The 14955-nt window shown below is 70.1% G+C and carries 15 protein-coding genes; 12 read left to right on the plus strand and 3 right to left on the minus strand.

The window, feature by feature from the left end; genetic code table 11:
• Positions 1–157 precede the first annotated feature (157 nt).
• The 9 genes from AC0NZQ_RS12240 (at position 158) to AC0NZQ_RS12280 (ending at position 9932) form a co-directional block, all read left to right on the plus strand.
• Complete coding sequence (locus AC0NZQ_RS12240) at positions 158–1321, plus strand: pyridoxal phosphate-dependent aminotransferase (RefSeq protein ID WP_474530118.1); 1164 nt, start codon at positions 158–160, stop codon at positions 1319–1321.
• Positions 1318–2118, plus strand: coding sequence for a nitrilase-related carbon-nitrogen hydrolase (locus AC0NZQ_RS12245; RefSeq protein WP_474530120.1), 801 nt, complete (start codon positions 1318–1320; stop codon positions 2116–2118). Before AC0NZQ_RS12240 ends, AC0NZQ_RS12245 begins: the two co-directional genes overlap by 4 nt.
• A gap of 147 nt (positions 2119–2265) precedes the next feature.
• Positions 2266–4041 carry an ABC transporter family substrate-binding protein gene (locus AC0NZQ_RS12250; protein WP_474530121.1) on the plus strand — a complete coding sequence of 592 codons (1776 nt, stop codon included), beginning with the start codon at positions 2266–2268 and terminating at the stop codon, positions 4039–4041.
• Positions 4042–4171: 130 nt separating this feature from the next.
• On the plus strand, positions 4172–5155 hold the full coding sequence (locus tag AC0NZQ_RS12255; RefSeq protein ID WP_474530122.1) for an ABC transporter permease: 984 nt from the start codon (positions 4172–4174) through the stop codon (positions 5153–5155).
• Positions 5148–6104 carry an ABC transporter permease gene (locus tag AC0NZQ_RS12260; protein WP_474530123.1) on the plus strand — a complete coding sequence of 319 codons (957 nt, stop codon included), beginning with the start codon at positions 5148–5150 and terminating at the stop codon, positions 6102–6104. Before AC0NZQ_RS12255 ends, AC0NZQ_RS12260 begins: the two co-directional genes overlap by 8 nt.
• On the plus strand, positions 6101–7219 hold the full coding sequence (locus tag AC0NZQ_RS12265; RefSeq protein WP_474530124.1) for an ABC transporter ATP-binding protein: 1119 nt from the start codon (positions 6101–6103) through the stop codon (positions 7217–7219). Before AC0NZQ_RS12260 ends, AC0NZQ_RS12265 begins: the two co-directional genes overlap by 4 nt.
• Positions 7216–8517, plus strand: a complete 1302-nt coding sequence (locus AC0NZQ_RS12270; protein ID WP_474530125.1) for an ABC transporter ATP-binding protein — start codon at positions 7216–7218, stop codon at positions 8515–8517. Before AC0NZQ_RS12265 ends, AC0NZQ_RS12270 begins: the two co-directional genes overlap by 4 nt.
• A gap of 42 nt (positions 8518–8559) precedes the next feature.
• Complete coding sequence (gene mshB, locus AC0NZQ_RS12275) at positions 8560–9498, plus strand: N-acetyl-1-D-myo-inositol-2-amino-2-deoxy-alpha-D-glucopyranoside deacetylase (protein ID WP_474530126.1); 939 nt, start codon at positions 8560–8562, stop codon at positions 9496–9498.
• The gene (locus tag AC0NZQ_RS12280) at positions 9495–9932 is read left to right on the plus strand and encodes a hypothetical protein (RefSeq protein ID WP_474530127.1); all 438 of its coding nucleotides are present in this window, start codon (positions 9495–9497) and stop codon (positions 9930–9932) included. The genes mshB and AC0NZQ_RS12280 overlap by 4 nt, the downstream gene beginning before the upstream one ends.
• On the opposite strand, the gene AC0NZQ_RS12285 is transcribed toward AC0NZQ_RS12280, so the two are convergent.
• The gene (locus AC0NZQ_RS12285) at positions 9899–10840 is read right to left on the minus strand and encodes a GNAT family N-acetyltransferase (RefSeq protein WP_474530128.1); all 942 of its coding nucleotides are present in this window, start codon (positions 10838–10840) and stop codon (positions 9899–9901) included. The two genes, AC0NZQ_RS12280 and AC0NZQ_RS12285, sit on opposite strands and share 34 nt — an antisense overlap.
• A gap of 54 nt (positions 10841–10894) precedes the next feature.
• Between AC0NZQ_RS12285 and fdxA the strand changes: the two genes are divergently transcribed.
• A complete protein-coding gene (fdxA, locus tag AC0NZQ_RS12290) occupies positions 10895–11221 on the plus strand; it encodes a ferredoxin (protein WP_474530129.1) in 327 nt (108 codons plus the stop codon).
• Positions 11222–11232: 11 nt separating this feature from the next.
• Here fdxA and AC0NZQ_RS12295 read toward each other — a convergent pair whose 3' ends face one another.
• Together AC0NZQ_RS12295 and dapD are read right to left on the minus strand one after the other, a co-directional pair.
• Complete coding sequence (locus AC0NZQ_RS12295) at positions 11233–12057, minus strand: hypothetical protein (RefSeq protein WP_474530130.1); 825 nt, start codon at positions 12055–12057, stop codon at positions 11233–11235.
• On the minus strand, positions 12057–13007 hold the full coding sequence (gene dapD, locus AC0NZQ_RS12300; protein WP_474530131.1) for a 2,3,4,5-tetrahydropyridine-2,6-dicarboxylate N-succinyltransferase: 951 nt from the start codon (positions 13005–13007) through the stop codon (positions 12057–12059). Before dapD ends, AC0NZQ_RS12295 begins: the two co-directional genes overlap by 1 nt.
• Positions 13008–13059: 52 nt before the next feature.
• Here dapD and dapE point away from each other — a divergent pair, with 52 nt between their 5' ends.
• Positions 13060–14127 (plus strand): succinyl-diaminopimelate desuccinylase, encoded by a 1068-nt coding sequence (gene dapE, locus AC0NZQ_RS12305; RefSeq protein ID WP_474530132.1) that lies wholly within the window; start codon positions 13060–13062, stop codon positions 14125–14127.
• A gap of 62 nt (positions 14128–14189) precedes the next feature.
• Positions 14190–14954, plus strand: a complete 765-nt coding sequence (locus tag AC0NZQ_RS12310; RefSeq protein ID WP_474530133.1) for an LOG family protein — start codon at positions 14190–14192, stop codon at positions 14952–14954.
• Position 14955 lies beyond the last annotated feature (1 nt).

Raw genomic sequence — 14955 nt, forward strand, 5'->3', positions numbered from 1 at the left:
CGCACGCTCGGGTCTGCTCTCGTGCTACGCCGGTGTGCATCTCGCAGCGTCGCTATCGCGTCGGTGCCAGGCGGGAATAGCGACGCCCCGGGGTGCAAACGGGGTGCCGGGCGGCGATCAAGGCGTGGCACGCGCGCGGGGGCATAGGGTCGCAGTCGTGGACGCAGAGCAGCCGCTCGTCGAGCGCATGCGGGGATTCGGCACGACCATCTTCGCCGAGATGTCGGCGCTGGCGGTCGAGACCGGCAGCGTGAACCTCGGCCAGGGCTTCCCCGACACCGACGGTCCGGCCGAGCTGCTGGAGGCGGCGGTCGAGGCCCTGCGAGGCGGCCAGAACCAGTACCCGCCCGGCCCCGGCATCCCGCCGTTGCGGCAGGCGATCGCGCGCCACCAGCAGCGCTGCTACGGCCTGGACTACGACCCCGACACCGAGGTTCTCGTCACCTCCGGCGCCACCGAGGCGCTGGCCGCCGCCGTGCTGGCCCTGACCGGGCCGGGCGACGAGGTGGTCGTCTTCGAGCCGTACTACGACTCGTACGCCGCGAGCGTGGCGCTGGCCGGGGCGACCCGCCGGACGGTGAGCTTCGAACGCGACGGCGACGGCTGGGGCTTCGATCCCGAGGCCCTCGCCGCGGCGATCACGCCGGCCACCAAGGCGATCCTGCTCAACACCCCGCACAACCCGACCGGCACCGTCCTCGGCCCGGACGAGTTGGCCCACGTGGCTCGGGTGGCCATCGAGCACGACCTGATCGTCATCAGCGACGAGGTGTACGAGCACTTGGTCTTCGACGGTGCGCGGCACGTGCCGATCGCGACCCTGCCCGGCATGCGGGAGCGGACCGTGACGGTGAGCAGCGCCGGCAAGACCTTCAGCGTCACCGGCTGGAAGGTGGGCTGGCTCTGCGCCCCGCCGGCCCTGGTGGCGGCGATCCGCACCGTCAAGCAATTCCTGACCTACGTCAGCGGCGCGCCGTTCCAACCGGCGATCGCGCAGGTCCTGGACCGTGCCGAGGACCTCGCCCCCCGGGCCGCGCTGCAGCAGCAGCGTGACCTGCTCTGCGACGGGCTCGCCAGCCTCGGCTTCGACGTCGTCCGGCCGCAGGCGACGTACTTCGCCACCGTCGACCTCGGCCGCGGCGCCGTCGGCTGGTGCCGCGAGCTGCCGCACCGGGCCGGCGTGGTCGCCATCCCGACCAGCGTCTTCTACGACGCGCGTCCCGGCGGCACGAGCGGCGACGGCTACGTCCGGTTCGCCTTCTGCAAGCGCCCGGCCGTGCTGGCCGACGCGATCGAGCGGCTGCGGGCGGTGGCGCCGTGAGCGCGTCAGAGGGTCCCGTGCTGACCGTCGCCGCCGTCCAGCACGACATCGAGTGGGAGGACGCTCCGGCGACCAGGGACCACGTCCGACCGCTGATCGCGCGGGCCGTCGCCGCCGGGGCCCGGCTGGTCGTCCTCACCGAGATGTTCGCGACCGGCTTCTCGATGCGACCAGACCGTATCGCCGAGGACGAGGGTGGCCCCACCGAGGGCTTCCTCCTCGCGCAGGCGGCCGAGCACGGTGTGCATCTGCTCGCCTCGATCGCCCAGCGGGGCGCGGACGGCGCCTACCGCAACAACGCGGTGCTCGCCCGGCCGGACGGGTCGGTGGTGCGCTACGCCAAGATCCACCCCTTCAGCTACGCCGGCGAGCACGAGCAGTACGCGGCCGGCAGTGACTTCGTCACCGTCGACGTCGAGGGGATCCGGGTCAGCCTCTTCGTCTGCTACGACCTGCGCTTCGCCGACGAGTTCTGGGCACTGGCCGACGTCACCGACCTCTACGTCGTGGTCGCCAACTGGCCGCAGCCACGGCACGAGCACTGGCGGGCGCTGCTACGCGCGCGGGCCATCGAGAACCAGGCCTACGTGCTCGGGGTGAACCGCGTCGGGACCGCCGGCCGCAAGCATCCCCTGGACTACGCGGGTGGATCGGCACTCATCGACCCGCAGGGCGTCAGCGTGGTCGAGGCCGGCAGCGCCGAGGTCGTGATCATTGGCGAGGTCGCTGCCCACACCGTGACCTCAACCCGGACTAATTTCCCCTTCTACGCAGATCGCCGATTCTCAGGCCGTTAACACCCGCAATGCCCGTATCAACATTTGGTCACGATCGGTCAGGGTCCCCGCGATGGGGGTTGCGATCACGTCCTGTCACGGGCTTGCATTCCACGGTTGGCCGTTGGACAGATCGTCCCGTGCCGGGAAACAGGAGGTCACTCACCAGTGATAGTCCACAGCAAGAAGGTGGTCGCGTCGTTGCTCGCGATCGTCGCCCTCGGTGCCACTGCGTGCACCGGCAGCAGCGACGGTAGCGGCAGCGGCGACGGCGGCACTGGCAGCAACAGCGGCACGAACTCGTCCGCGGGCACCAAGGGCACCGGAGCGTTCGCTGACTGCGGCACCAAGCCGAACGACTGCAACAGCGGCACCGCGAAGTCCGGTGGCACCTTCACCTACACGATCGAGAAGACCATCACGGGCTGGAACGTCAACAGCTCGAACACCAACACCTTCGACATCGTCGAGGTCGTCGGTGCGCTGAGCCCCGGCGCCTTCACCGCGACGCCCGACTTCAAGCCGGTCCTCAACAAGGACCTCATGGTCTCGGCCGACTCGTCGGTCAGCGGTGGCACGCAGACCCTGACCTACAAGATCCAGCCCGACGCGGTCTGGAGCGACGGCACGCCCGTCAATTTCGCCGACTTCAAGTACTACTGGGACACCGCCAACACCGGCGCGGACCACTGCCCCAAGTGCACCCCGGCCAGCACCGGCGGCTACGACCAGATCAAGTCGATGACCAGCGGTGACAACGGCAAGACCGTCACCGTCGTCATGAACAAGCCGTACTCCGACTGGCAGAGCATGTTCGGCAACCTCTACCCGGCGCACATCGCGGCCAAGCACGGCGGGGACACCCCGGCCGGTCGCTACCAGTCGTTCCAGTGGTTCGACAAGACGCAGCCGACGTGGTCGGCCGGCCCGTACATCATCAAGAGTGCGGACGTGAACACCTCGGTCACGCTGGTCCCGAACCCGAAGTGGTACGGCCAGGACAAGCCGAAGCTCAGCCAGCTGATCTTCCGCATCATCACCGACCAGACGCAGGAGGTCCCGGCCCTCGAGAACAACGAGGTGCAGGCGATCTACCCGCAGCCGAACGCCGACATCGTGCAGCAGGCCAACCAGATCCAGGACGCGCAGACCTACCTGGGCAAGGGCCTGAACTGGGAGCACCTGGACTTCAACACCAAGAGCTCGATCCTCTCCGACGTCAAGCTCCGGACGGCGATCTTCACGGCCATCAGCCAGAAGAACATCATCGCCCGCACCATCGGCCAGTTCGTGCCGGGTGCGAGCCCGATGGGCAACCACATGTTCGTCCCCGGCCAGGCCGGCTACGAGGACAACACCACGTCGACCAAGCAGGGCTCGGGTGACGTCGACGCCGCCAAGACCATCCTCAAGGACGCCGGTTACACCGGCATCGGCTCGTCGCTGAAGAACAAGTCGGGTCAGGCAGTCAGCATCCGCTGCACCTTCACCAGCGGCAACACGCTGCGGCAGCAGACCTGCCAGATCATCCAGACCCAGCTCGCCAAGCTCGGCGTCACCGTCAAGCTCACGCCGACCGACGACCTCGGCGGCACGCTGGACAAGGGTGACTTCGACCTGATCATCTTCGCCTGGGTCAGCACCCCGTTCGTCGCCACCGGTGCCCAGCAGATCTGGACCCTCAAGGGCGGCGGCAACTACGGCAAGAACGACGACCCGACGGTGGAGAAGCTCATCGGCCAGGCCTCCGAGGCCACCGACACCACGAAGCGCAACGAGCTGCTCAACCAGGCCGACGTGGCGCTGACCAAGGACGCCTACGTGCTTCCGCTCTTCCAGAAGCCGACCTTCCTCGCCGCGAAGAAGGACATCGTCAACCTGCGTGACAACGCGACGAGCGTCGGCCCGCCGTACAACGTTCAGCAGTGGGGTGTGAAGCAGTAACCGCTGATTCGGGGCGTAGCGTTACCCGCGTCACGTCCTGACGTATCGTCAGCTATCGCTTCGTCTTCCTCGTGGTGCCCCCGGGCCGTCAGGTCCGGGGGCACCACATCACGCTGGGGGAACAACTTCCGTGCTCATCTTCGTGATCCGAAGAGTGCTCATCTCGATCCCGGTGCTGATCGCATCGACGATCCTCACGTTCGTCCTCGTCAAGTTCTCCGGGGACCCGTTGCAGTACCTGAAGCTGCGAAATCCGCGACCGGCGCAGAGCATCATCGACGCCGAGGCGCACCGCCTCTGGCTCGACAGGTCCTGGCCGTCGCAGTACTGGCACTGGATCAGCAACGTCGTGCGGGGCAACTTCGGCCCGCAGGTCCAGGGCAACGAGAACGTCCGGACGCTCGTCTTCGACGGTCTGCTCGTGACCCTGCGCCTCGTCCTGGTCGCCGTGATCATCGCGCTGATCCTCGCCGTCATCACCGGTGTGCTCAGCGCCGTGAAGCAGTACAGCTTCCTCGACTACTCCGTGACGATGGTCGGCTTCCTCTTCCTGTCGATGCCCACCGTCTTCTTCGCCGCGCTGCTCAAGCAGGGCGGCATCTCGATCAACCGGTCCACGGGCGACCAGATCTTCGCCACCATCGGTGAACGATCGATCCCCATCGTCGACAACTCCTTCTGGGGCTCGACCAAGGACATCCTCGGCCACCTCATCCTGCCCGTGCTCGTGCTCGGCCTCGTCAGCTACGCGGCCTGGAGCCGCTTCACGCGGGCGTCGATGCTCGAGGTGCTGGACAGCGACTACGTGCGGCTGGCGCGCTCGAAGGGGCTCTCGCCGCGGCGGGTGCTCGTCCGGCACGCGCTGCGCACCGCGCTGGTGCCACTCACCACCGTCACCGCCCTGGACATCGCCGCCCTGCTCGGCGGCGCCATCGTCACCGAGACGGTCTTCCAGTGGCGCGGGATGGGCTTCGTCTTCCTCACCGCCCTGCGCAACAACGACTTCAACGTGATGCTGGCGTGGCTGCTCGTCGCCGCCGTGGTCGTCATCCTCTTCAACCTCATCGCCGACCTGCTCTACGGCGTGCTCGACCCGAGGATCCGAAATGCCTGAGACCGGGGCCCGCGGCCCGATCCTGGACAAGCCCGGCGACACCGAGGACCTCGTGCCGGTCGATGCGCCGAAGCAGACCGACCGCGACTTCGGGGTCAAGGAGCGCAACCAGTGGCAGATGGCGGTGCGCCGCTTCCTGCGACACCGGGTCGCCGTCGCCAGCCTGGTGGTCTTCGTCCTGCTGTGCCTCTTCGCCTTCGTCGGCCCGCACCTGTGGACCTACGACTACACGTTCCAGACCAACGACCTGTCCACGCCACCGGACGGCCGGCACCCCTTCGGCACCGACAACCTGGGCATCGACCAGCTCGCGGTGATCATGGTCGCGACCGGCCAGTCGATCAAGGTCGCGCTGCTGATCGGCTTCATCGCGACACTGGTCGGCGCGATCTGGGGAACGGTGTCCGGCTTCTTCGGCGGCGTCACCGACTCGACGCTGATGCGCCTGGCCGACCTGTTCCTCACCATCCCCGGCCTGGCGCTGGCCGCAGCACTCGGCCACAACTTCGGCGGCACCTGGTGGATCATCGGCCTGGTGCTCGGCGGCACCTCGGCGCCCTACGTCGCCCGCGTCACCCGCAGCACGGTGCTGAGCCTGCGTGAGCGTGAGTACATCGAGGCGTCGCGCGCCCTCGGCGCCAGCAACACGCGCATCATGCTCCGGCACCTGCTGCCCAACGCCTTCCCGGTGCTGCTGGTGAACGCCACGCTGCTGATCGCCACCGGCATCCTCGCCGAGACCGCGCTCTCCTTCGTCGGCTTCGGCATCCAGCCGCCGCAGACCTCACTCGGCCTGCTGGTGCAGGCCGGCACCAACTCCATCGACACCCGGCCGTGGCTCTTCTACTTCCCGGGTCTGTTCATCGTCCTCATCGTTCTGAGCGTCAACTTCATCGGCGACGGCCTGCGAGACGCGCTCGACCCGCGGCAGACAAGGCAGCGCCGATGACCCACTCCGAGAACTCCGTTGCCGTCGAGGCCCAGGCGCCCGCGGCCGACGACGCCCTGTTGACGGTGGAGAACCTCACCGTCTCCTTCCCGACCGACGACGGTATGGTCAACGCGGTCCGTTCGGTCACGTACACGGTGCGCGCCGGGGAGTCCCTCGGCATCGTCGGTGAGTCCGGTTCGGGCAAGTCCGTCAGCTCGCTGGCGGTCATGGGCCTGCTGCCGAAGTCGGCGCGGGTGGCCGGCTCGGTCCGCTTCCGTGGCCAGGAGCTGCTGGGACTGGACGAGAAGGGCTATTCGAGCCTGCGCGGCAACAAGATCGCGATGATCTTCCAGGACCCGCTCACCTCGCTGAACCCGGTCTACTCGATCGGCTACCAGATCGCCGAGGCGGTGCGCGCCCACAACGACGTGAGCAAGGAGGCTGCCGTCGAGCGGGCTATCGAGCTGCTCCGCGTCGTCGGCATCCCGTTCCCCGAGCAGCGGATCCGTTCCTACCCGCACGAGCTCTCCGGCGGCATGCGGCAGCGCATCGTGATCGCCATCGCGATGGCCAACAACCCCGACGTCATCATCGCCGACGAGCCCACCACCGCGCTGGACGTCACCGTGCAGGCGCAGGTGCTCGAGGCCCTCGAGGCCGCGCGCGCCGAGACCGGTGCGGCGCTGATCATGATCACCCACGACCTCGGCGTCATCGCCGGGCACGCGGACCGTATCGCCGTGATGTACGCCGGCAAGCTGGTCGAGACGGGGACCACCGAGGACGTCTTCTACCGCCCCCGCATGCCGTACACGCTCGGCCTCTTGGGCAGCCTGCCGCGCCTCGACCAGACCGAGCGGCAGCGGCTCACGCCGATCAAGGGCTCGCCGCCTTCCCTGCTCAATCTCCCGCCCGGCTGCCCGTTCACCCCTCGCTGCCCGATGGCCGAAGCGGTCTGTGACACCGAGGAGCCGGAGCTGCTGCCGGTGGATCAGAGCGATCACGCGGCGGCATGCCATTTCCGCTCGCGTCTGAAGGAAGTAGAGGCAGAGGACATCTTCACCGAGACCGTCGTCGCCGACGCCGCGATCGTCGATACCGCCACCTTCGACGACCGGGGGGTCGAGCAGTGAGCGAGACGACTGCCAGCCTCGTCAAGTCCGGCAAGGACAAGGGCGAGCCGGTCCTGTCCGTGCGCGGGATCTCCAAGCACTTCCCGATCCGTTCCACCGGTCTGATCCGCCGCAAGGTGGGCGACGTCCACGCCGTCTGCAACGTCTCGTTCGACATCCACGAGAACGAGACGGTCTGCATCGTCGGCGAGTCCGGCTGCGGCAAGAGCACCACCGGACGGGTGGTGCTGAACCTGCTGCAGGCCTCGGCCGGCGAGGTCCAGTGGCAGGGACGGAATCTTTTCGATCTGTCCAACTCGCAGCTGCGTGAGGTGCGGCGGCAGGTCCAGATCGTCTTCCAGGACCCGTTCGCCTCGCTCGACCCGCGCATGACGGTGCACGAGCTGATCGCCGAGCCGCTGAAGATCCACGGCCTCTACCGTGGTGAGAAGGCGGGCAAGGCACGCGTCAAGGAGCTGATGGCCCAGGTGGGCCTCAACCCCGAGCACGGTGCGCGGTACTCCAACGAGTTCTCCGGTGGCCAGCGGCAGCGCATCGGCATCGCCCGGGCCCTGGCGCTGCGGCCGAAGCTGCTCGTGCTCGACGAGCCGGTCTCCGCACTCGACGTCTCCATCCAGGCCGGCGTCATCAACCTGCTGGAGGACCTGCAGCAGGAGTTCGGCCTCAGCTACCTGTTCATCTCCCACGACCTCTCGGTCATCCGGCACATCGCCGACCGCGTCGTCGTCATGTACCTGGGCAAGGTCGTCGAGACGGCCGATGTCGACGAGCTCTTCTCGCGGCCGTCGCACCCGTACACGCAGGCGCTGATGTCGGCGATCCCGCTGCCGGACCCGGTGAAGGAGCGCGAGCGGACCCGCATCGTGCTGACCGGCGACGTGCCGAGCCCGGTGAACCCGCCGAGCGGTTGCCGCTTCCGCACCCGCTGCCAGAAGTTCGCCAGCTCGCTGAGCAACACCCAGCGCGAGTGGTGCGTGAACGTGGAACCGCCGTTGGACGAGAAGTTCTCGGCCCACCGGGTGGCGTGCCACTTCGCGGCCGCGCGGGTCGACATCCTGGATGTCGTCGAGCGCGACGAGGTCGACCCTGCGCTGGCGTCCTGGCCCACCGGCCGGCCGTCGGACGCCGAGTCGTCCGCGCCGATGGCCTGCGAGCCCGGTGGCGCGCCCCGCGAGCCGCAGCGGCTGGACCCCGACGCCGTCGTGAACGAGGAGGGTGTGGTCGTCAGCGGCGACGCCGCCGAGACCGGCTCCGACGCCGGCTCCGGCCGGCACGCGGCCGGCGACGAGCGGGGCTGACGGGCGGCTCGGTCCACCCCGGCCGTTCGCTACCGTCACGTCGTGACCTTCGCCGACGCCGCCGCCCCGGCCGCCGCCTCCGGGTTGGCGCCCGGGGCTGAGCGGCGCGCGCTCTTCGTGCACGCCCATCCCGACGACGAGACGATCGCGACCGGCGCCACCATGGCGCAGCTCGCGGCACGGGGCGACGCCGTCACCCTGGTCACCTGCACCCTCGGGGAGCAGGGCGAGATCCTGGTGCCCGAGCTGGCGCAGCTGGAGGCGGCCCGGGCCGACCAGCTGGGTGGTTACCGGATCGCCGAGCTCGCCGGGGCGCTGGCCGCCCTCGGCATCACCGACCATCGGTTCCTCGGTGGCGCCGGCCGTTTCCGGGACAGCGGCATGATGGGCGACCCCGCGAACGCACACCCGCGTGCGTTCTGGCGCGCCAACGTCGACGCCGGCGTCTTCGCCGAGGCAGTGGCGGCCCTGGTCGCGATCATCCGGGAAATCCGGCCGCAGGTGGTGGTCACCTACGACGACAACGGCGACTACGGCCATCCGGACCACATCATGGCCCACCGGGTGACGGCGGCCGCCGTCGAGGCAGCCGCGGACGCGGCGCATCCCGGCGGCCCGACGTGGGAGGTCGCCAAGTTCTACTGGACCGCCACGCCGCGATCGCTGCTGGTCCGCAGTTTCGCCGAGGTCCTGGCCAGGGACGACGTCCCGTTCGAGGCCGCCGACGAGCCGGGGTTCGGTGTCGCCGACGAGGTCGTCACGGCCCAGATCGATGCCTCGGCGCAGGTCGCGGCCAAGCGGGCAGCGCTGGCCGCGCATCGCACCCAGGTGCTCGTCCACGGTGAGGAGTTCTTCGCCCTCTCCAACCGCCTCGGTCGACTGATCAACGGCGTCGAGCACTACCGGCTGGTGCGCGGTGCCGCCGGTGAGCCCGGCCCGGACGGCCGCGAGAGCGACCTCTTCGCCGGGGTGCGAGGGTGAGCGAGTCGCAGTCGCCCGGCGCACTGGAGTGGCTCGGAGTCGCGGTCCTGACCGGCTGCGGCGCCCTCAGCGCCTGGCTGGAGTCGCTGCTGGTGCCGTTCTACGTCGGCGGCACCGTCGTCCCGGTGACGGTGCTGCTCACCCTCGTCGGCAACTGGTACCTGCCACGGTTGGCCCGCGCGCTCGTGGCGCACACGCTCGCGGCCTGCCTGCCCTTCTTCGCCTGGCTCGCGGTGATCATCTTCGTCGCCGCGGCCGGACGGCCGGAGGGGGACGTGATCCTGCCCGGCGGTGGCGGCGCCATGGAGTACGTCGGCTACGCCGTGATGCTCGGCGGCGCGCTGGTCGCCACCATCTCGATCGTGATGTCACTGCCGCCGCCGCAGCGGCGTGAGCGGGGTCAGCCCTCGGCGGTCTCGGGGTCGACGCGGTAGAGGTAGTCGTGGTGCACGTGGTAGCCGAGCCGCGCGTAGAGCGCCACGGCGGCGGTGTTCTCCCGCTCCACCTGCAGGTACGTACGGGTGGCGCCGTGCTCTCGTCCCCACTGCCACAGCGCGGCGGTCACGGCCTGCGCCAGACCCTGTCGCCGGTGCTCGGGTGTGACCTCGACCGCGGCGACGCCGAGCCAGCCGTCGTCCACCACGCCGCGCGCGACGGCCACGGTCCCGTTGTTGGCGCGGATCTGCGCGAATGTCACCGTGTCGTGCCGGGTGAGCAGGGCGCGCCCGATCTCCGTCGCCGCCTCGCCGCCGCGGTAGCGCGCCAACCAGTCTTCGTCCGGTTCGTCGTGCAGCTCGACCGTGGCGGCGGCGGTCGGGGCGTCGACGTGGTCCAGCCGGGCCGTCATGACGTGCGACTCGCCGGTGAAGTCCCAGCCTCGCTCGCCGAGCTCGGCGTCCAGCAACCGGCGCGCCTCGACGGGGACGCCGATGAGCAGCGGCAGCCCGCGCTCGGCGTACCAGGCCCGCGCCTCGTCCAGCGCCTCGGCCAGCGGCCGGCGCAGCTGGCCCACCGGCAGCACCGAGTTGGCTCGGCGCAGCAGGCCATGGTCGGCGCGGAGCAGCCAGCCATCCAGCTCGTGGGTCTCGGCGGCGCGCATGCCGCGGGCCGCGACGCGGTCCAGCGCCAGCTCGTCGGCCGTCGACGGCACCACCAGCCGTGACGCGATCACGTAGGCCCGCGGCACCTCGACGGCACCGCGCGCGGTCTCGATCACCGCGGTCTGCGCGTCGAGTCCGATGAGATCGCCGACGACGTCGGCGGTGCGCAACTGCCCGTCCGGATCGCGTTCGACGACGCGGCGGACGCTGACGCGCCGCCCCTGCCAGCTAGGCTCCACCACGGACGGCATACTAGGACGCGGCCGTCGCGCACCAGCACCGAAGGGACCCACGCAGTGACCTACGTGATCGCAGAACCTTGTGTCGACCTGCTCGACAAGGCCTGCATCGAGGAATGTCCGGTCGACTGCATCTACGAGGGCGCCCGGATGCTCTACATCCACCCCGACGAGTGCGTGGACTGCGGCGCCTGCGAGCCGGTCTGCCCGGTCGAGGCGATCTTCTACGAGGACGACCTGCCCGACAAGTGGCGCGACTACACCAAGGCCAACGTCGACTTCTTCGACGACCTCGGCTCGCCCGGTGGCGCCTCCAAGACCGGCAAGACCGAGAACGACCCGCAGTGGGTCAAGGACCTGCCGCCCGTCGAGCACGACGAGTAGGACCTGAGCCGCTAGACCTTCGCGAGCGTGGCGGTCACCGCAGTCGCGGTGGCCGCCTTCGTGCTCCACCCGTCAGCCCGCGTCCAGCGGCGGCCGTCGTAGTCGACCCGGTCGATCCCGAGCCGGTCGGCGTTGCTGACGAACCAGGCGGCCGTCTGCCACCCCGCTCCGGGGACGCGGACGGTGCGCGCCCCCACCGCCGTCGGCGTGTCGATGCCCAGCTCGGTGCCGACCTGCTTGGCCACGGTGGCGGCGGAGGCCACCTCCTGCGGCTTGTCGAAGCTGCAGCTCAGCCCGGCCGGCGTGCGTCCCGAGAGGGCGGCCGCGAGCGCGGTCGCCTCGGGTACGTGCTGTGCGTAGAGGCTGCCGTCGATCGAGATCTGCACCTTCTGGATCGCGTCCTCGGGTGCAAGCTGCTCCCAGCCGTCGACCTTGACGAGCGCGTCGAGGAACTTGGTGGTCGCGGTGCGGACGTCCGAGAGCGACGCAGCACTGCCCCACCCCTGCGACGGGCGCTGCTGCAGCACGCCCACCGAGTCGCGGTCACCCTGCCCGGCGGGGATGTTGCGCAGCTTGCTCTCCTGGTACGCCGCGGCGAGGACGAGCACCTGCGCCCGGGTCGGCAGGCGCTCCTTGTAGGAGGTGACCGCGCCGATCATGGTCGCGGCCGTGCTCGCCTGGTCCGGGTCGATCTCGTAGCTGCCGAAGGTGCAGCTGTCGGCGGTGAAGGTGTCCTTGGCGGTGTCCCACAGCGCGCGGACGGCCAACAGCAGGCCGAGTACGACCGCCACCACCACGAGCAGGGTGACGGTGAGCCGGGTTCGTCGTGCTGCCATCAGTTGTGCGCGTGCAGGGCTTCGTTCAGGGTGACGGTGACACCGCGGCGCGGCCGGGCCTCCAATGCGCCGGTGACGCTGTTGCGCCAGAACTGCAGGCCCGAGGCACCCGAGAGCTCGCTGCCCTTGACGACCGCGCCGTCCGGCATCGTCAGCTTCGAGCCGGCAGTGACGTAGGTCCCGGCCTCGACGACGCAGTCGTCACCGAGCGAGATGCCGATGCCGGCGTTGGCGCCGATGAGGCAGCGCTCGCCGATGGTGATGCGTTCCTTGCCGCCGCCGGAGAGCGTGCCCATGATCGAGGCGCCGCCGCCGACGTCCGAGCCCTCGCCGATGACCACGCCGGCCGAGATCCGTCCCTCGACCATCGAGGTGCCGAGCGTCCCGGCGTTGTAGTTGCAGAAGCCCTCGTGCATCACGGTGGTGCCCGGCGCGAGGTGGGCGCCCAGGCGGACCCGGTCGGCATCGGCGATGCGGACGCCGCTGGGCACGACGTAGTCGGTCATGCGGGGGAACTTGTCGATGCCGAGGACCTGGACCGGACCCTTGCGCCGCAGCGCCAGCCGCGTCCGTTCGAAGTCGTCCACCGCGCAGGGGCCGAGCGTGGTCCAGACGACGTTGGTGAGCAGGCCGAAGATGCCGTCGAGGTTGATGTCGTTCGGCCGGACGAGTCGGTGTGACAACAGGTGCAACCTCAAGTAGACGTCGATAGCGTCGACGGGCGCGGCGTCCAGCTCGATGGCGCAGACGGCGACATCCACGCGGACGTTGCGATCGTTGGCGGACTCCTGCGCCCCGGTCAGCGCGGCCAGGTCGTGCGGTGCCGCGGCGGCGGCCGGCTGCGGTCCGAGCTGGGGCTCGGGGAACCAGCAGTCCAAGACGCGGTCGGTGTTCGCTCCGCTCGCCTCGCGGGTGGCCAGGCCGTAGCCCCAGGCAGTTCTCTCACTCACGCGCCTCACCCTAACGAGCACGGCTGTGGGCGCCCGGGTAACGTCCGCGGACGTGCTGGATCTCGCCTTGGACGCAGCCCTGCTCACCGCCGCCCTCGTCGACATCGAATCGGTCTCGGGCAACGAGGCGCTGATCACCGACGAGGTGGAGGCGGCACTGCGCACCCTGTCGGGGCTGCAGGTTGAGCGTGACGGCAATGTCGTCGTCGCCCGCACCGACCTCGGCCGGGACCGGCGCGTCGTGCTGGCCGGGCACCTGGACACCGTCCCGGTGGCGGGGAACCTGCCGTCCCGGCTGGAGGATGACCGGCTCTACGGCTGCGGCAGCAGCGACATGAAGTCCGGGGACGCGGTGATGCTGCGGATCGCGCACCTGGTCGGCACGGGCGCGCTGGACCCGGCTGTGGACCTCAGCTGGATCCTCTACGACTGCGAGGAGGTCGCCGCCGAGCGCAACGGGCTGCGCCGGCTGGCCGCCACCCGTCCCGAGGCGCTGGCCGGCGACCTCGCCATCCTGCTGGAGGGGACCGAGGGGCTCGTCGAGGGCGGCTGCCAGGGGACGCTGCGGGTGGCGATCCGGCTGGCCGGGGTGCGGGCGCACAGCGCGCGGTCCTGGCTCGGCAGCAATGCGATCCACGCCGCCGCGCCGGTACTGGCGCGGCTGGCCGCCTACGAGGGTCGCGTCGTCGACGTCGACGGCCTCACCTACCGCGAAGGCCTCAACGCCGTCGGCATCACCGGGGGAGTGGCGGGCAACGTGGTCCCCGACGAGTGCGTCGTCACCGTCAACTACCGCTTCGCGCCGGACCGCTCCGAGGCCGACGCGCTCGCCCACGTCCGGGACGTCTTCACCGGCTTCGACCTCGAGCTCACCGACACCGCGCCCGGCGCCCGTCCGGGCCTGGACACCCCGGTCGCCGCCGAGTTCGTCGCCGCCGTCGGTGGCGAGCCCCGCGCCAAGCTGGGATGGACCGACGTGGCCCGCTTCGGCCCGCTCGGCATCCCCGCCGTCAACTTCGGTCCCGGTGACCCCAAGCTCGCTCACACCGTGGACGAGTGGGTGTCGGTGCAAGCCTGCCTGGCCGCCGAGGAGGCGCTGGTCCGGTTCCTGTCCCGCTGACCCGCCCCGCCCGGGCAGCGGGCAAGGAAGCCGGAGAGGGCACGGCTCGCTACGGTCGGACCATGAGCGAGGGGCGCAAGCAGCAGCAGCGGGGTCCGGTGATCCTGCGTCGGGCGCAGATCGAGGCCGGGACCACCGACCAGCGGCTGCTGGACTCCCGCGGTCCGTCCGACTGGGTGCACACCGACCCGTGGCGGGTGCTGCGCATCCAGAGCGAGTTCGTCGAGGGCTTCGGCCTGCTGGCCGAGCTCGGTGCGGCGGTCTCGGTCTTCGGCTCGGCGCGCACGCCGGCCGACCACCCCGAGTACGCCGCCGCGCAGCGCCTCGGTGCGGCGCTGGTGAAGGCCGGCTACGCGGTGATCACCGGCGGTGGTCCCGGCGCGATGGAGGCTGCCAACAAGGGTGCCTGCGAGGCCGGAGGTGTCTCGGTCGGCCTCGGTATCGAGCTGCCGTTCGAGCAGAGCCTCAACGAGTGGGTCGACATCGGCATCAATTTCCGGTACTTCTTCGCCCGCAAGACGATGTTCGTCAAGTACGCGCAGGCCTTCGTGATCCTGCCCGGCGGCTTCGGCACGCTGGACGAGATGTTCGAGGCACTGACGCTCGTGCAGACGCAGAAGGTCACGCGCTTCCCCGTCGTCCTCTTCGGCTCGGCCTACTGGCAGGGGCTGTTGGACTGGCTCCGCGACACCGTCGAGCCGGCGGGCAAGATCAAGGCCAGCGACCTCGACCTGCTCCACGTCACCGACGACATCGACGACGCGGTCGCGCACGTGGTCGGCTCCGGCGGACCACGGCCGGGCACCGCCGAATACGACGGGCAGTGAC

The sequence above is a fragment of the Jatrophihabitans sp. sgz311053 genome, from assembly GCF_056135305.1.